Source organism: Paenibacillus sp. NEAU-GSW1, from assembly GCF_009737085.1.
Classification (GTDB): Bacteria; Bacillota; Bacilli; order Paenibacillales; family Paenibacillaceae; genus Pristimantibacillus.
The window spans coordinates 1-17,560 of the sequence record NZ_WOVL01000018.1 but is presented as its reverse complement, the minus strand read 5'-3'; the positions used below and the strand labels follow the sequence as shown (position 1 = coordinate 17,560).

The following is a 17,560-nucleotide window of genomic DNA, read 5'->3' as shown; positions in this document are numbered from 1 at the left end:
AGAGGAGCGGAGTCGATGGAAGGGATAATTCCGTGGCTTGCGATGCAGCAGCTGCTTGATTCCGCTTTGCCGATCGGCGGCTTTTCGCATTCCTTCGGTTTGGAGACGCTCGTACAGGAGGGGCGCATGGCGACGACCGCTCAGCTTTATGAATATGCGGAGTCGATGCTGCGCCATAGCTGGGCAACCTCCGACGCGATGGTGATTCGCGCGGTGTATCGGGACGCGCCTGCTGGCGATTGGTCGCCGCTTTGGCAGGTAGAGAGGCTTGTCCACGTTCAGCGTGTCTCCTCGGAAACGAGAAGCGGCGTCGAGAAGATGGGGCGCCGAATGCTCCAGCTGGCGGGGGCGATTCACCCGCAGCTTGATTGGACGCCGCTCGTTCAAGGGCTGCGCAGCGGCGAATGCTTGGCGACTCATCCGCTGGTGCACGGCTATGCGTGCTGGAAGTTCGGCGTAACGGAGGAGCAGGCCGTTCAAGGCTATTTTTACACATGCATCGTTACTTGCATAAACAGCGCGCTTCGGCTTATGTCCATGGGACAGACGGAAGGACAGTCGCTGATTGCCGCCCTGGCTGCCCTGACTGGAGAGGCAGCTGCAATTTCAGCCCGCATGGAGCCGGAGGAAGCATACGCGAATATGCCTATGGCGGAGCTTGGCATGATTCGGCATGAACGGCTTTATTCGCGGCTTTTCATGTCTTAATAAATCAAACATTAACAATGTGGAGGGATTGCGATGTGCGAAGGACAAGGACATACGCATAAAACATGGGAGAAGCCGGTTTTTGACGGATCGCGCCCGATTCGAGTAGGAATCGGCGGCCCGGTAGGATCGGGTAAAACCGCGCTTGTAGAGCGGTTGTCTCGCGAGCTGCACAACAAATATAGCGTTGCCGTTATTACGAACGATATTTATACGAAGGAAGATGCCCGTATTTTGGTCCATACAGGGGTCTTGCCGGAGGAGCGCATCATCGGCGTAGAAACGGGAGGCTGTCCGCATACCGCTATTCGAGAAGACGCATCGATGAATTTCGAAGCGATTGAAGAGCTGCAAAGCCGTTTCGACCATCTCGACATCATTTTTATCGAGAGCGGCGGCGACAACCTGGCTGCTGCATTCAGTCCCGAATTGGTCGATTTGTTCATCTACATTATCGACGTAGCCCAAGGCGAGAAAATTCCGCGCAAAGGCGGACCAGGCATTATGCGTTCTGATTTGCTCGTCATTAATAAAATCGATCTCGCGCCATTTGTCGGAGCAAGCCTGGAAGTGATGGATAGCGATTCGAAACGGATGCGCGGCGACCGTCCGTTCGTATTCTCCAATATGTTCGGCGGCGAAGGCGTGGCCGAAATTGTCGGCTGGCTCGAACATGAGCTGGCGCATGCCCGCGGCGAAGAGCATACGCATATCGTACAGCTTGGCGCGCCGCCGCATCGCCATTAGGATGACGAATATTGCAGCGGAAACGAATTGCGCTCTGAGACCGAGAGCGGAGCAAACATCAGTGCTGCGAGCCGCTTTTCGAAGAAGCGGCTCCGTCACCGTGCTGGCAAACAAATACCATACGGCGCCGATCAAAATCGCAAAGGCATTTCCGCTGGAAGAAGGGCTTGGCGTCATTGTGATGGACGTTTCTCCCGGTCTGTTGAATGGCGACCGTTATGAACTGGACTGGCACGCGCACAAAGAGGCGAATATTTGGATCACGAATCAGTCCTATACGAAAGTGCATCCGAGCCGTGATGACGGCGGATCGTCCATGCTGCAATGCTTCTCGCTTGAAGAGAACGCCGTGGTCGAGCATATGCCGGAGCCGCTCATGCTTTACCAGACATCGAGGTTTTACAACGAGACCCGGGTTCAATTGTCGCCGGGCGCTGTCTGGATGCAGGCTGACATCCTATGTCCGGGACGGACGCTCAGGCAAGAGGTATTCAAGTACCGGGAGCTTCACGCCTCTTTGACGGTACATTACGGCGACGAGCTTATTTTCGCGCAGCGGCAGCGGATCGTTCCAGGGCAGCAGCGTCTCGCTTCACCGGGCTGCTGGGAGGAACAGACGCATTGGGCAACCTTCTACGTTTTCTCCGACCGAGTGTCATCCTCCTTGCTCGAACCGATTCAGCAATTGCTGGAGGAGCTGCCGGCCTTCGATAAGCATCGGGTGCTTGCAGGGGCAACGCTCACATTCCGGCACGGCTTGGCGGTATCGGCCGCGTCGACTGCAGCGTGGCCTTTGCAGCAAACGATGAAGCTCGTCTGGGAAACAGTGCGATTCGCTATGCTGGGCAAAAAGCCAGTTCCGTTATTGCAAAAATAACGATAGAGCCTAATTCTATTCAGAATGGTTACGACTTGGCGAAGGGGCGGAAATTCGGTATAGTAAGGGTAATGACCGAATAGCGAGGGAACTGCAATGGAGGACCAATTGAAACACAATTTGGAGAAGCTTCGTGAGATGGACGAGGCATTCCGGCTGCTACGGCGGCTCATTAATGCGGAATACAATCGTTTTAACGTTCACGGGCTTGGCATGACGGAAGGAAAGATGGTGCTTATTCTTGACGAGCACGGGCCGCAGAAAGCGTCGGCAATGGCCGAGCTGCTGCGCATTACGAGCGGAGCCGTCACCGGCATTGCAGATCGCTTGATCGAACACGGGTATATCGAGCGGACTAGAAGCGATGAGGACCGCCGAATCGTATACTTGGAAATTACCGATGAAGGACGCAAGCTGGTCGGGTTTATTCACGAAATGCGCGAGCAGATCATGTTTAAGCTATATGACGGGTTTGCAGCAGATGAAATGGAAATCGCGACGAATATGTTCAACAAAATGTCCCGCAATCTGGAATTGAAAAATGAATCGCAATAGCAAAGCTTGATCTATCCGTCAGCGGAGGATCAGGCTTTTTTGTTCCGGCTGAATGATGTAGAATAAAAGAATATTAATGTCGAATTTTGTTGGAATTAGCAACAGAAACGCATGGAGAAGGATGGAATAGGATGCATGAAAAAGCGGAACGTTTGAAAAAGGCGCCTGTGCGCAAGGTGGAGACGTCGCCTGAAGTGGCGCATCGAGTGCCGCCAGGCCAGACGATAACGGAACGGTTTCCAATTCTTCACGAAGGAGAGGTACCTTCCTACGATATGTCGACTTGGACGCTTCGCGTGTTCGGCGAAGTAGAGGAGGAACGCGTTTTTACTTATGATGAGCTCATAGCGCTCCCGCAAACGAAGCAAATGAACGACATCCATTGCGTAACACGGTGGACCAAACTGGATACGGAATGGGAAGGGATCCGCATAGCTGATCTGCTCCCGTTGCTTGGAGTCAAGCCCGAAGCGAAGCATGTTATGATTTACGGCGATCATGATTACGAAACAAATATGCCGATTGAAGATTTTTTGCGCGACAATGTGATGCTGGCACACAGCTTTGACGGCAAGCCGCTGACGGGAAAACATGGCTGGCCGCTTCGGTTGCTTGTGCCGCATTTATATTTTTGGAAGAGCGCGAAGTGGATTCGTGGCATTGAATTAATGAAGGAAGACAGGCCGGGCTTCTGGGAGCGCAATGGATTCCATAATTATGCGGATCCATTTGAGGAGCAGCGTTTCTCGGGCGAGGATCTCGGTCTTCCAGAAGATGAGTGGTTCCACAAAGAGTTCGATTAACGTCATTTCTTGTTCGAATAGGACAGCTATGATATGATGTCGGTTGAACAAAATAAATACTGATTGACCGGTGTAAAACTGGCGCAGTCAGGAGAGGTTCGCGAACTCCCTCTATAAAAAACTAAGGAAGAACGGGATCTTCTTGGATTCCGTTCTTCCATTTTATGGATTTGACAAGTGTTTGCTTGGGATTCGAGGAAGCTCTCTCTCATATAGGGAGGAGATTAGTAATGATGCAACAGAAGCAAGGAAAAGCGGTCGTTGTATTTAGCGGAGGGCAGGATAGCACAACCTGCTTGTTCTGGGCGCTTGAACGTTATGAAGAAGTAGAGGCGGTAACGTTTAATTACGGACAGCGCCATGCTTTGGAGCTGGAGTGCGCGGCGCAAATTGCCGCTGACCTGAAGGTGCGTCACCATGTGCTGGATATGTCGCTGCTTGGACAGCTGACGCCAAATGCGCTGACCCGCGACGATATTGCGATAGAGCAAACGGAGGGCGGACTTCCTTCGACGTTCGTTGACGGAAGAAATTTGCTGTTTCTCTCTTTCGCAGCCGTGCTTGCCAAACAAGTAGGGGCAAAAACGATCGTCACCGGCGTTTGCGAGACCGATTTCAGCGGCTATCCGGATTGCCGCGACATTTTTATCAAATCGTTAAATGTAACGTTGAATTTATCAATGGACTATCCATTTATTATAGAAACGCCGCTCATGTGGATCGACAAGGCGCAGACATGGGCGTTAGCCGACGAGCTTGGCGCATTCGAGTATGTCAGGCAGAACACTTTAACTTGTTACAACGGCATAATTGCGGACGGGTGCGGCGAGTGTCCGGCATGCAAGCTGCGCCGCCAAGGGCTGGAGCGATACATTGCGCAAGCTGAAGCCGGAACCGGAAAGCCGGGTGAAACGAAATGATACAGCAAATCTATCCGCAAACGCCGCATAACTATTGCTATGAATTAAACAAAGATATGCATTTTGCAGCAGCTCATTCCATTCCTACGGAAGAAGCGGGCAAATGCGCATACGTGCATGGGCATACGTATTTCGCCAATGTGACGATTGTCGGAGACGAGCTCGACAGCTCGGGCTTTCTCGTCAATTTTTCCGATATCAAAAAACTGATTCACAATCGGTTCGACCATAGCAACCTAAATGACCACACCGATTTGTTCGGTTCTGCCGGAAACGGCTTTCCGACAACGGAGGTGGTTGCGCGCACGATTTACGAGCTTGTTCAGGCGCATCTGGACGGTACGGCAAATAAACCGAAATGCATTCAAGTTTATTTGCGGGAGACGCCGACCAGTTATGTTGTCTATCGCCCAAAACAGGTGAAAGACAATGGCTGACAAACGTATTCCAGTCATGGAAATTTTCGGTCCGACGGTTCAAGGCGAAGGGATGGTCATCGGCCAAAAGACGATGTTCGTGCGTACGGCCGGCTGCGACTATTCCTGCTCCTGGTGCGATTCGGCCTTTACTTGGGACGGCAGCGGCAAAGATTCGATTCGCATGCTGACAGCACGAGAGGTGCTGGACGAGTTGCGCGAGCTTGGCGGTAACGCCTTTTCCCATGTCACCCTGTCGGGCGGCAACCCGGCTTTGCTCCAGCATTTGGGACAGCTGGTCGAACTTCTTCAAACGGAGGGCATTCGGACGGCTGTCGAAACGCAGGGGAGCCGCTGGCAGCCATGGCTGCTCGACATTGATGAAGTCACGCTGTCGCCTAAGCCGCCAAGCTCCGGGATGGAGACGAATTGGGAGGTTCTGGACGACATCGTCAGCCAGTTGGACGCAGGCGAAAGACCGTTCAGCCTTAAAATCGTTATTTTTGACGAAGCCGATTTAGCCTATGCAGCATTTGTGCACAACCGTTATCCGAAAATTCCGTTTTTTATCCAATCCGGCAATGATGATCTGACTGAAACCGATAACAGCATCATGCTTCAAAAGCTGGTTGCCCGTTACGAATGGCTGATCGGGCAGGTCATGCACAGAGAGGATTTGAAGGCTGTACGCGTGCTGCCTCAGCTGCATGCATGGATATGGGGGAACAAACGAGGCGTCTAGTCAGCGGAATGCTGTTAGATCTGCCATTACGATAAAAGGAAGTGAAGACATGTCGATGTCTGGAAGAAACGAAGAACAATTGCAGGGCATTAGCTTGCTCGGCAACCAAGGAACAACATATCCGACCCAATATGCGCCGTCTGTATTAGAAACATTTGATAACAAGCATCCGTATCGGGATTACTTCGTAAAATTCAACTGCCCGGAGTTTACGAGCTTATGTCCGATGACGGGTCAGCCGGATTTTGCGACGATTTATATATCGTATATTCCGGATCAAAAAATGGTGGAGAGCAAGTCGTTAAAGCTGTATTTGTTCAGCTTCCGCAACCACGGCGATTTCCACGAGGATTGCATGAACATTATTATGAATGATCTGATCGAGCTGATGCAGCCGCGTTATATCGAAGTGTGGGGCAAATTTACGCCGCGAGGCGGCATTTCGATTGACCCTTATTGCAATTACGGCAAGCCGGGAACGAAATACGAGCAAATGGCGGAGAACAGACTTAGCAATCACGACCTCTATCCGGAGAAGGTAGACAACCGGTAGGTAGGAGCGTTTGTCTCGGAAGGCAAGGACACAAGCAAAGCTGCTTCTATCCTCGTATAATATAGTAGACCATGAGGATCGGTCGACAGCATCTGTCTGTATAAATAAAATGAAAAAACGAGAAAATCGTTTGATTAAACGAATGGGAGACAGCCCGCTGCAGCTTGGCAGCGGGTTTTTTTTGATCTTTTCCTCAAAGTCAGTGGTTGTTGCCGGATGCATTGCCTTTTTTGTCGGACGATTTTGTTTTCGTGTTTTTCGTGGCATGACCTTGCTGCTTAGACATTTCGTTCACCAGCCTTTCTGTACATAATGATTAATCAATGCCCCGTTATATGGATCTCTCAAGAAACGGAGTCGGATTATTGTTTGCATAAAGAGAAAAATTCAAACGTTAGTTTATAACTGTCCGCCTAATCATTGATTTTGAGTATGAAAAGAGGGCTGACACCCCGCTGCAGATACGGCAGGTGCCAGCCCTTTGTTGTTTATTTATGAACGGCGGATTGCAACGATGCCGCTGCCTTCGATAGCGGCAAAGAGCGTGCCGTCCGGTCCAAAAGCCGGAGCGGAAAGCGCGCCTTTCACCGGTGCGCTTGCGAATGGCTCCGCTTTGCCGAACGATTCGCCGGAAGAGGTCAGCGCATAAAGGCCGTTATTGCCGAATGCGGCATACGCGCCTGCGTTCAACAGGCTTGACGGAATGCGGGAGGACAGCCACAGGCGTCCTGCCGAATCGAATGCAGCGCCGTCAGGCGAACTGAATCCCGCCTGACGGCCTCCGGCTGCGGCGAGATCGGATTCGAAGGTCATCGAGCCGGCATCACTGCCATCTTCGACTAAGCGTACAACACTTCCAAAACCGTTGCCGGAGGATGCGCTGCCTGTTTGCGCGACAAAGAGCGAGCCGTCTGCCGGATGGAGTGCTAGTCCGGCCGGATTATCAAGCGGAGTCGCGCCGAGCACAAGCGCGGCGTCCTGCGCGTAAATAAGCAAGTTGGATTGCTCTTCTACTTTCTTCAACAAATCCTCGCGAAGCGAGTCGACACCCGCCGGCATGCGATACGTTTTATTGGACAGTACCGCTTTAACAGCTTTAGCGGTAAGTTCAATCCATTGGCCGCTGCCGAAATCGGCTGCGTACAGTCGGCCTTCTTCCAGGAGCGCGGTATTGGCTGTGCCTTTTACCGGATCGTATTCGCCGGCACTGATGAATTTGAACAGGGCGCGGCTGCTGCCCATATAAATGGCAACGCGACGGTCGCGTGTCAATGCGGAAACGGCGTCGCCATGCGCGAAGCGGCCTAGCGCAGTATGCTTGCGTACCGCAAAGCTTGCGTCAGTCGGATCGGCTTCAGCGATATAGCCGACAGATTCCGGGTTGATTCCAGCTTGTGCCGCTCCCGAATCAAGCGGCGATTCACCGGCAAGAACGGTACCCCAAGGCGTCCGTCCGCCGGAGCCGTTGCTCCATAGGCCTTGCGTAACGCCAGATGCCTTCGCCGGTCCTGTTACGCTGATTCGGTCCGAAGCGGAAACCGATTTTGTGCCTTCAACGGTCCATGCTGCATCGATGTCGGAACGTTTAATCGTAAGGATCGATGCGCCTCTGGCTTTCTGGTCTGTATGGCTAATCCATAGATAGCCTTCATATACGCTTTTTCCTTGCACAAAGCTGATATATCGGCCGCCTTCGCCGGTTGCCAGCCAGTCTGCTGTATAACCGCCTGCTAGGGTGAGCTTGTCTGCCGTCGTCGGCTGAAGCGCCGGGAACGGCAGCGCCGCAGCGGAATGCCCGGCTGCGGAAGCATTCGCTTTGCCGAGGAGCGGGTCGAGTCCGGTGGCGGAAGCTGCCAGCGCAGCTGCGCCAGTGCCTAAAAATGCGAGAAACGAGCGGCGCGAAACTTCTTTTTTATAATCCATTATGTACCTCCAATATAATTCCGTCTCAAATCAATAGCTTTATAGCTTAAAGATAGCATAATTAAGAGGATGAATGAACAGTTATTGTAAAAAAAACGGTGCATTATCGACGGCATTCGATGTACTATAAGCATAGGACAAAATGCTAGATTTATTGCTTTTATAGCATGTTAGACTCGTTTGTGTTCAGAGGGCGCATAAGGTGCAGGAAGGCGGAGGAGGGAACGTCATGAAATGGCGATTGGCGGTTCCGGAAGATGAGCCGTTGCTATATGAATTGTATGCCGAAACGAGACGCAAGGAAGTTGGCGGATGGGGTTTCGAAGCGAATGCTGCGGAAGCTTTTCTTCGGATGCAGTATCGCGCTCGGGCGATGTCGTATGCTGCGGCTTTCCCGAATGCGGAAATTCGGATTCTATGCCAGGATGAAACTCCGATTGGTGTTTTGCGAGCCGACTATGGCAGCGAAGCTGTTGCAATCGTCGATATCGCGCTGCTGCCGGAATATAGGGCGAAAGGCATCGGTTCAGAGTGGATTAGGCAGCTGCAAGAAGAAGCTTCGGAGCGGAAGCTGCCGCTGAAGCTTCAGGTCGAGCATGGCAATGCGCAGGCGCGAAAGCTTTATAATCGGCTCGGGTTTGCCGAGACATCAGCGGATGAGATAAGAGCTTCGATGAGCTGGAGTCCGGCTTAGCATTTTTGATAACAGCATAGAGAGGGGGAGAGATGATGACAGAAGTTCAAGCCTATAAAAATGCGGTCAACGGGAAATTTCAAGTGCTTGGCGTTGAGCCGCTGCTGGAATTGGAGCTTGTGAATGTGGAAGACCGCGGTGTCAGCGGAGGCTATGAATCGTTTACGCTTGTTTTTCGCGGACCGCAAACGCCTTTTATTCCGCAGCAGACGATAGTTCTTCGCCACGCTGATTTGGAAGACGAAGCGATGCTGGTTGTGCCGATTGGCCAGGATGCATCAGGCTACAAGTATGAAGCGGTGTTTAATCGGTTAGCACAGCTTTGAAAATAAGGAGGAGAGATGATGAGTCAGCCGTATCTTGGCGAGATTAGAATGTTTGCCGGCAATTTTCCGCCATTAGGATGGTACTTTTGTGAAGGACAGCTAATACCTATTTCCGAAAATGATGCGTTGTACACTTTAATCGGGACCACTTACGGAGGAGACGGGCAAGAGACGTTTGCTCTGCCAGATCTGAGAGGACGGATTCCGATTCATATGGGATCCGGTCATACTCTGGCGGAAAATGGCGGTATCGAGAGCGTTACTTTAACGACGCAGCAGATCCCGGCGCATAGCCATGCCGTGATCGCCCGCGGCGAACAGGGCAATACAAGCAATCCGGAGGGAGCGGCGCTCGCGTTGTCATCTCTTGCTCCTTTCTCGCAAACGAGCGATCCGGTAAATGCAAGCGACAGCATGCATGTTGCCGCTGTTAGTCCGGTTGGCGGCAGCCAGCCTCATGACAATATGATGCCGTATACATGCGTGAGCTTTATTATATCTGCGTTCGGGGTATTTCCATCGCAGAGCTAGACGGGTAGATTTGATGGAGGCGAGAATATGAGTACACCTTTTTTAAGTGAAATTAGAATGTTTTCTTTCAATTTTGCGCCGAGAAACTGGGCGTTATGCGACGGACAGCTGCTGCCGATCAATCAGAATCAAGCGCTGTTCTCGCTGCTTGGCACAACTTTCGGAGGCAACGGTCAGACCAATTTTGCGCTTCCTGATTTACGCGGACGGGTTCCGATCGGCGTTGGCGACGGATATACATTGGGAGAACAGGGCGGACAAGAAGCGCATACCCTATCGATTTCTGAAATGCCCGCGCATAATCATCCGCTGCTGGCAAAATCAATCGATGCGACGACAACTTTGCCGAAAAACGGCGTATGGGCGGCCCCTGCTGTGAGCGCCTATCATACCGGCGGGCCAGGCGGTGTCGGCATGGCGATGAAATCGGGCACAATCGGGAGCATTGGCGGCTCGCAGCCGCATTGGAACATGCAGCCCTATTTGACGATGAATTTTTGTATCGCATTAACAGGGATCTTCCCTTCACCAGACTAAAGGAAGCAGGTGCTCTAATATGGCAGATCCATTTGTAGGAGAAATTCGCATTTTTCCATTTAATTATGTGCCGACTGGCTGGGCGTGGTGCAACGGCCAGCTGTTGCCGATTTCGCAAAATACCGCCTTGTTTTCCTTGCTTGGCACCAATTACGGCGGGAATGGCTCAACCAATTTTGCGCTTCCTGATCTTCAAGGCAAAGCGCCGATGTTTTACGGTCAAGGCTCTGGCCTTACTGACCGCAATATCGGTGAAAGCAGCGGCAGCCAGACGGTTACGCTTATCCACACCGAAATTCCGAACCATACCCATCAATTGAAATTCGGCGATTCGTCGGCGCCTCAAAGCAATCCTTATGACGCATTGCCAACCGCTCCGCGGGGACGGCGCAGCGGAATGATTTATACGGAGGCGGCTCCCGATAAAATGATGCACCCGCAAGCGCTCAGTGTAACCGGCGGGACTTTGCCGCATAACAATATGCAGCCTTTTTTGACGATGCATTTTGCGATTGCTTTACAAGGCATATTCCCGCCGAGACCCTAATAACGGCTAAAACGGGAATTAAGGAGGATCGATGATGAAAGTTAGCCGAGAAGGTATATTTCGGAAAAGGAAGTTGATGTTAGGAGCCGCTTTGGCAGCGCTGCTGCTCGTTACTGCGATCGGCGTCGGCATGTCGCAAGGCACTTCGGCGGCAGGAACGAGCACAACAGTCAGCAACGAGACGTCACTTCGAAATGCGTTGAACCTGACTTATGATGAGATTTATTTGGCGCCGGGAGATTATACGCTGACGACGCCGCTTAAAATCAATCGCGCTGTGAAGCTGATCGGCTCGAGCGGCAATCGCGAAGGCGCAGCATCTGCAACAAGGCTGATCGCTTCCGGCGATCGGGCGGTCGTAATTAATGAAGCGCTCGATAATACGTTTGGCAACGTCGCTCTGGAGTCGTTAACGATTATGAACGGCGTCGCGCCAATCGATATTTATGGCGGCGGAGGCATTAATGCCGATACGGGCACGTCGACCTTATCGCTATACAATGTTGCGGTGTCGAATAACTCAACGAGCGCTGCGCTTGGAGATGGCGGCGGCATGTATGTATCGGGTCTTGATGGAGGCAAGCTCGAGCTGGACCGCGTCGTCGTTAACGGGAATGAAGCCGCGGATGGCGGCGGCGGTCTTTATGTCGACGGCGATATTACCGTCGATATTGTACGGAGTACGTTTGATGGAAATATCGCTGGCAGCAAGCCAGGCGGCGCGATTGACGTCATACCGGCAACTGCGCTTAAAGGCGGACCTATACATATTGCAGACAGTGCCTTTATTGCCAATTCGGTAACGAACAGCAACGGCGGCGGGCTTTCGATTAATGTCGCCAATACGATCGTTGAGAACAGTACGTTTAGTGCCAACGCTGCCTTGAATGGCGGCGCGATTGTAACCTCAGCAGCTGGTTCCCCAGCCTTTAAACAGTTGACTTTGACTAAAAATGCGAGCACCTTAGGCGGCGCATTGTTTATAGCAGGCGGCGATCCGGTACTTACGGGCTCCATCGTATCGGGCAACACTGGCACGGCAAATAATGCGGATATTGTTGTTGGCGAAGGTGTTGATCCGCTCACAGCCGCAACGAGCAAAAATAATGTCGTCAGCAAAGCGCTCAATGTGTTTTCAGATACGCCGGCCGACGGCGGCAACGTCATTACAGCGGATGCAAAGCTGGCAGCACTCGCTGATAACGGAGGATATACGAAGACACATGCACCGATGACGGACAGTCCCGCACTGGGAGCAGGCGGAAACGGTCTTGCTTACGATCAGCGCGGTTTTCCGAGAGCGCTGACGGGTAAAGCTTCAGCTGGCGCTTATGAAAGCTGGAGCGCTTCAGTCAGATACGGTAAAACATACACAAGCAATTTGGATTTCAAAGACGCAACTGCTGCGATTTCAATGAGTCTTCTGACTCAGACGGCAGGTTTGATCACTAACTCCGATCTATCGGGTACGGGTAAAGACCGGACAGTGACGATTGTTCCGGATCCGACGAAGTACGGAAACGCGACGTTCAGATTTACCGTTACCCGTACAATTGCAGGACAATCGCAAAACTTGAATGGAACGCTTTACTTGAATGTGTATGCGGCTCCTGAATTAACGGTCGATATGGCGCATAGCGGCGATTTCTATCAAGGGCAGACGAACGCTCCATATACGATTACGGTTAAAAATGAAGGCCTTGCGCCAACAACTGGCACGGTGACGTTAACCGGTGCGCTGCGCAGCGGCCTAACAGCAGTTTCCGGTTCCGGCACCGGCTGGAATTGCACGCCGGGAAGCTTCTCCTGTACGAGCTCGACGGCGATTGCAGCAGGCCAATCTTCTGTAATTACATTGAAAGTTGATGCTGCAGATGCTGCGTCGTACGGTCCGTTGAATAGCACCGTTACCGTTTCCGGAGGCGGCGAGGACGTTGGGGATACGGCTAATAACTCGGATACGGATTCAACAGTCGTTCAGCCAGCGCCGAGAGTCACACTGGTTTCGGTTCCGGCGAACGGCACTTACAAAACAGGCGAGCCGTTAACCTTTAAAGTTCGTTATGATATGACGGTCGATGTTACCGGCACACCTAGATTGCCGATTATACTCGGAGCCTCAACCGTTCAAGCCGCATATAGCAGCGGCAGCGGAACAAATGAGCTGACATTTAATTATACGATTCAAAACGGAGATCTCGATGCCGACGGCATTGCCTTGGATTCTTCGTTGAGCTTGAACGGCGGGACAATTATAAGCGGCCAGAACGTTCCTGCGAAGCTGACGCTGAACAGCATTGCGCCGACAAGCGGCGTTCGAGTCGATGCAGTGGCGCCAACGATTACAGCGGTTGCGGTACCGGCAACCGGCATTTACCGCGACGGGCAGAAGCTGGATTTTGTCGTAACCTACAGTGAAGCCGTTTCGGTAACGGGCAATCCGGTGCTGCCGATCACGATTGGCAGTCAGCAGGTTGAAGCTGCTTTTGTCAACAAGCCTTCTGCGAGCGAGATCAAATTCTCGTATACGGTCGCGAGCGGAAATAATGACAATAACGGCATTGAGCTTGGTTCAGCCCTCTCCTTGGAAGGGGCGGTTCTGACGGACATCGTAGGCAACGACGCGGTATTGACTCTTTCTACCGGCATCGATACGACTGGAGTTACGGTCGACACGAAAGCTCCTGTATATGAATCGCTTCAAGTTCCTTCAGCAGGAGCCTATAAAGCGAACGATAAGCTATCGTTCGAAGCGGAATTCGATGAGAATGTGATCGTAACAGGCACGCCTCGCATCATTTTGGATGTGAATGGGGTGCAGAAATATGCGCAGTATGAGTCCGGGACGGGTACAGATCAATTAATGTTCTCGTATACGGTACAATCCTCCGATAATGACGCGAATGGCATTTCATTCTTGAATGAAGGTGCAATCGATCTGAACGGTGCGATGATTAGAGACGCGGCGGGATACAGCATTAATGTTGCTCCTTCGGCATTACCCGCGCTGCCTAGCATCGTTCTGGATACGGTGCAGCCGGTAATTGAATCGGCTGCTGTTGCTGCAAAGACTTACATCTATGGAAGCACGATGACGGTCGAGCTTCAGTTGAGCGAACCGGTAACGATAGCCGGCGGAACACCTAAACTGCCTATGACGGTTGCAGGTTCAACGGTCGAGGCGGTTTATGCGGCAGGCAGCGGAACGGATAAGCTGTCGCTTATCTATTCGCCTGGAGCTGGCATTCGCGATACGAATGGCATTGAGCTGTCAGCCGCCCTGTTGGCGGAAGGCGCGTCCATTGTCGACGCTGCAGGCAACACAATTGCTTTAACGATTCCGGGAACGCTTGAGCTTTCTGGTGTTAACGTTGATACGATCGTGCCTGAGATTGACGCGGTCACGGCAGCCGATGACGATTATAAGATCGGGGAAACGATACAATTTACTGTAACGTTCAGCGATGTCGTAATTGTTCAGACTGCGGACGGAACGCCGTACCTGCCGTTTAAGCTCGGATCGAAGTCGCTGCAAGCGAACTATGCGTCGGGCAGCGAAACGAATAAACTGATCTTCTCCTATACCGTGGCAGCAGGCGATGCAGATGGAGCGGCTGTTGATTTATCGGCAACGGCAGCAATTGCCGCTGGAGGCGGAACAATTGCGAATGCGGGCGGCAACAATGCTGTCCTAACGTTGAATGGCGTGGATGACTTATCGAATGTGATTGTTGATTCGACGGCGCCTGCAGTTGCTTCTATTACATCTAATGCTGCGGGAACCTATGCAATCGGAAATGTGCTGGAATTCGCGCTGAATACGAGTGAATCGGTTGTGGTGGATACGACCGAAGGGTCACCTGAGCTTCTTTTGAGCATTGGCGGACAAGCGCGTACAGCGGTCTATGCCCCTTCGGCTTCCGATGACAATAAGCTAGTCTTCCGGTACACGGTAGCCGCAGGTGAGTATGATGCGGCAGGCGTGCAGCTTCAGAGCTTGAATTTGAATGATGCTGTCATTACAGACCAGGTAGGCAATAGCTTGAACGCTGCTCTGCCGGCCTTGACGGCGCAAATTAAAGTAGACGGTATTAAACCGGCGATCACTTCGGTTCAAACACCGGCGGAAGGCGTCTATCGCGCGGGGCAGGATTTAACCTTCGTATTTAAGCTGAATAAAGACGTTACGGTTAATACGACGGGCGGAACATCCTTTATTACGTTGGACATCGGCGGCGTTACTAAGATTTTGCCATTACAGGCTGCGGCACCGGATACCTTTACGTTTACTTACAAAATTCTGGCCACTGATATGGACTCTGCGATTCGATTCGAGGGTTTCAATATTGGCGGAACAGCAATTAAGGACAGTTTCGGCAACGATCTAGATTCTGCATTGCCTGCGTTTACGCTGCCGGTCATCAAGGTGGATACGACGCCTCCGAATGCTCCGGTCTTTACGACCGCAGACGGCGTATCTCATTACTATGATGATGTCGTCATTGCAGGCACTGCAGAAGCGGGAAGCACGGTAACGGTCAAGGAGAACGGGGGATTAGCAGCAGCGACAGCCATAGCCAATGCCTCTGGCGTTTGGTCTGTGGAGTTGACAGACTTGGCAGAAGGAGATTATACGCTGAAGGCGGAAGCTGTTGATGCCGCAGGAAACAAAAGCGCAGCATCTTCTCTAACCGTTAAAGTCGTTCCTTACATTGCGCTTGATGCAGCGAACTACAGCCTGATTGTCGGACAAAACAAAGCTGTGAAGCTAAATGCTACCTATTCGGATGGCAGTGTGCGTGATGTGACATCCGAGGTCGTGTTCAGTACAGATAAACCGGCAATTGTTACAATTATTGGCGCTAACCTGAATGGCATTAAAGCAGGTAAGGCGGTGTTAACCGCACAATGGTCCGGCTTGACCGTTACAGCTCCAATTACGGTACTGTCGCCAAGCACTTCGGGCGGCATTGGCGAAGGCGATAACGACAGCTTTGACTTGGAGCTGACCATTGACGGAATTGAACTCGAACAACCGATTTCGCTCGCAGATGTCGAAGCCGGACATGTGACGTTATCGTTTAATAAGCCAAGTGTGGGAATTGCAATTGGTGCGGAAGCCATTCAAAAACTGCTTGAAATTAATGACAAGCTTGTTATTGAAATTCGTACGTTGTCGGGCTCGATTGAGATGCCATTGAAACAGCTGCTGGCAAAAGCGGATGGATTACTTGGAACTCATGCATCAGCCCTGACGGCAGACATAGCTCCAGCGGCTGATTCGGTTGCCAATGCTATCGGTACAAAGCTGTCCAAGCTTAATGCTAAGCTGCTAGCCGGACCTTCTGAATTCGTTCTTGGCTATGAGGATGCAAAAGGTAATGAATTTGCATTCGAATCGCTAGACGATTACATTGTTCGATCGCTTTTGGCCGGTGAAGCGAAACCGGGTTATGGTTCGACCGTATTGCGCTGGGATGCGGCGTCTGGCGAGTTTAGTTTTGTTCCTGCGAACCTCGTACAGAAAGACGGCAAATGGATCGTACAAGCTAAGGATCGGACGAACGGTATATATGTGCTCGTTCATCGTTCGGTTTCCTTTAGCGATACGACTAATCATTGGGGCAAGGCCGATATTGAACTGCTCGCCTCGATGTTTGTTGTTCAAGGCAAAGATGACAGCGCATTTGATCCGAACGGATCGGTGACGAGAGCTGAGTTTGCGGCACTGCTGACTCGCGTGTTAGGTATTTCGGGAGACAGCAACGGGACGGCAGGAACTGTCTTTAGCGACGCGCTGGGCGGCTGGTTCGAGGATGCCGTTCGTGCGGCAGTTGCAGCATCCATTGTTAATGGATATAAAGATGGCACCTTCCGCCCGAATGAAACAGTGTCGAGAGAAGAAATGGCTGTAATGATGATGAGGGCGCTGCGCTTTGCAGGCGTCAATCCGGCAGAAGGTGCAAACGGGCAGGTATTTAAAGATCAAAGCGAAATTTCATCATGGGCGGCGGAAGCCGTAAATCAAGCTTCACACCTTGGCCTCGCAAAAGGTGACGAAACGGGAGGGTTCCGCCCTTCCGATAACGCCACTAGAGCGGAAGCAGCTACTATGCTGCTGCGTCTGATGCGTCAAGCTGGATTGTCGCCTTGGTAAACAAATTAAACAAGTAATGAGATGTCCGGAAAGCATTGTTGCGTTCCGGACATCTTTTATTTTGAAGGGGGTATCTACCAATCTATCATTTTTTTTAAAAAAAGGGTTGCATAATGGTTGTGATCTATGATATATTCTAATTCCGGCCGAGAGAGATGCGGTTGGCGAGGCAAGAAGGACAAGCTTGTTGCGAACGAGAGTTCAAAACAAACTTTAAAAAAAAGCTTGCATCGAGATGGCGCTTGTGGTAAGATAACTTTCGTTGTCGCAAAAGAAATTGTTCTTTGAAAACTGAACAACGAGTGAAACTGCCCTGTTAATTCTAACGAATTAATAGAAAAGCGATAAAAAGTAATGAGCAAGTCAAATTCTGACCGGGATTTTCCGATCAGCCTTCGGCTGGACAATCGGAAAACCCTTTCTATGGAGAGTTTGATCCTGGCTCAGGACGAACGCTGGCGGCGTGCCTAATACATGCAAGTCGAGCGGATCTGATGGAGTGCTTGCACTCCTGACGATTAGCG

The 17,560-nt window shown here is 51.6% G+C and carries 16 protein-coding genes, 1 rRNA gene and 1 riboswitch; of the genes, 16 read left to right on the top strand and 1 reads right to left on the bottom strand.

All coding sequences use genetic code 11. The features are described 5' to 3' along the window. Positions 1 to 15 precede the first annotated feature (15 nt). The 9 genes from GOM71_RS14995 (at position 16) to queF (ending at position 6,321) form a co-directional block, all read left to right on the top strand. Positions 16 to 708: an urease accessory protein UreF gene (locus tag GOM71_RS14995; RefSeq protein ID WP_253944862.1), complete on the top strand. Its 693-nt coding sequence runs from the start codon at positions 16 to 18 to the stop codon at positions 706 to 708. Between the two features lie 33 nt (positions 709 to 741). Continuing rightward, entirely contained in the window at positions 742 to 1,455 is a 714-nt protein-coding gene (ureG, locus tag GOM71_RS14990) for an urease accessory protein UreG (RefSeq protein ID WP_156282484.1), read from the top strand. Next, entirely contained in the window at positions 1,382 to 2,332 is a 951-nt protein-coding gene (locus GOM71_RS14985; protein WP_253944861.1) for an urease accessory protein UreD, read from the top strand. Before ureG ends, GOM71_RS14985 begins: the two co-directional genes overlap by 74 nt. 96 nt (positions 2,333 to 2,428) lie before the next feature. Then, on the top strand, positions 2,429 to 2,887 hold the full coding sequence (locus GOM71_RS14980; RefSeq protein ID WP_156282482.1) for a MarR family winged helix-turn-helix transcriptional regulator: 459 nt from the start codon (positions 2,429 to 2,431) through the stop codon (positions 2,885 to 2,887). Between the two features lie 131 nt (positions 2,888 to 3,018). Then, positions 3,019 to 3,690, top strand: a complete 672-nt coding sequence (locus tag GOM71_RS14975) for a sulfite oxidase-like oxidoreductase (protein WP_156282480.1) — start codon at positions 3,019 to 3,021, stop codon at positions 3,688 to 3,690. A gap of 87 nt (positions 3,691 to 3,777) precedes the next feature. Then, a riboswitch (PreQ1 riboswitch) is annotated at positions 3,778 to 3,821 on the top strand. A 102-nt stretch (positions 3,822 to 3,923) separates the two neighbouring features. Continuing rightward, positions 3,924 to 4,610 (top strand): 7-cyano-7-deazaguanine synthase QueC, encoded by a 687-nt coding sequence (queC, locus tag GOM71_RS14970; protein WP_483311048.1) that lies wholly within the window; start codon positions 3,924 to 3,926, stop codon positions 4,608 to 4,610. Next, on the top strand, positions 4,607 to 5,047 hold the full coding sequence (locus GOM71_RS14965; protein ID WP_156282476.1) for a 6-pyruvoyl trahydropterin synthase family protein: 441 nt from the start codon (positions 4,607 to 4,609) through the stop codon (positions 5,045 to 5,047). Before queC ends, GOM71_RS14965 begins: the two co-directional genes overlap by 4 nt. Further along, positions 5,040 to 5,768: a 7-carboxy-7-deazaguanine synthase QueE gene (queE, locus tag GOM71_RS14960; protein WP_156282474.1), complete on the top strand. Its 729-nt coding sequence runs from the start codon at positions 5,040 to 5,042 to the stop codon at positions 5,766 to 5,768. The genes GOM71_RS14965 and queE overlap by 8 nt, the downstream gene beginning before the upstream one ends. Positions 5,769 to 5,823: 55 nt before the next feature. After that, a complete protein-coding gene (queF, locus tag GOM71_RS14955; protein WP_156282599.1) occupies positions 5,824 to 6,321 on the top strand; it encodes a preQ(1) synthase in 498 nt (165 codons plus the stop codon). A 492-nt stretch (positions 6,322 to 6,813) separates the two neighbouring features. Here the strand turns inward: queF and GOM71_RS14950 are convergent, their stop codons facing one another. Beyond that, the gene (locus tag GOM71_RS14950) at positions 6,814 to 8,244 is read right to left on the bottom strand and encodes a PhoX family protein (RefSeq protein WP_156282597.1); all 1,431 of its coding nucleotides are present in this window, start codon (positions 8,242 to 8,244) and stop codon (positions 6,814 to 6,816) included. A gap of 229 nt (positions 8,245 to 8,473) precedes the next feature. Here GOM71_RS14950 and GOM71_RS14945 point away from each other — a divergent pair, with 229 nt between their 5' ends. The 7 genes from GOM71_RS14945 to GOM71_RS14915 form a co-directional block, all read left to right on the top strand. Further along, positions 8,474 to 8,938: a GNAT family N-acetyltransferase gene (locus GOM71_RS14945; protein ID WP_156282472.1), complete on the top strand. Its 465-nt coding sequence runs from the start codon at positions 8,474 to 8,476 to the stop codon at positions 8,936 to 8,938. A 35-nt stretch (positions 8,939 to 8,973) separates the two neighbouring features. Beyond that, positions 8,974 to 9,264 carry a DUF6916 family protein gene (locus tag GOM71_RS14940; RefSeq protein WP_156282470.1) on the top strand — a complete coding sequence of 97 codons (291 nt, stop codon included), beginning with the start codon at positions 8,974 to 8,976 and terminating at the stop codon, positions 9,262 to 9,264. Between the two features lie 18 nt (positions 9,265 to 9,282). Further along, a complete protein-coding gene (locus GOM71_RS14935) occupies positions 9,283 to 9,795 on the top strand; it encodes a phage tail protein (protein WP_156282468.1) in 513 nt (170 codons plus the stop codon). A 27-nt stretch (positions 9,796 to 9,822) separates the two neighbouring features. Then, positions 9,823 to 10,332: a phage tail protein gene (locus GOM71_RS14930; RefSeq protein ID WP_156282466.1), complete on the top strand. Its 510-nt coding sequence runs from the start codon at positions 9,823 to 9,825 to the stop codon at positions 10,330 to 10,332. A gap of 19 nt (positions 10,333 to 10,351) precedes the next feature. Continuing rightward, complete coding sequence (locus GOM71_RS14925) at positions 10,352 to 10,879, top strand: phage tail protein (protein ID WP_156282464.1); 528 nt, start codon at positions 10,352 to 10,354, stop codon at positions 10,877 to 10,879. Positions 10,880 to 10,913: 34 nt separating this feature from the next. After that, a complete protein-coding gene (locus GOM71_RS14920) occupies positions 10,914 to 17,036 on the top strand; it encodes an S-layer homology domain-containing protein (RefSeq protein ID WP_173275650.1) in 6,123 nt (2,040 codons plus the stop codon). 420 nt (positions 17,037 to 17,456) lie between these two features. Then, a 16S ribosomal RNA gene (locus GOM71_RS14915) occupies positions 17,457 to 17,560 on the top strand; the annotation flags it as partial.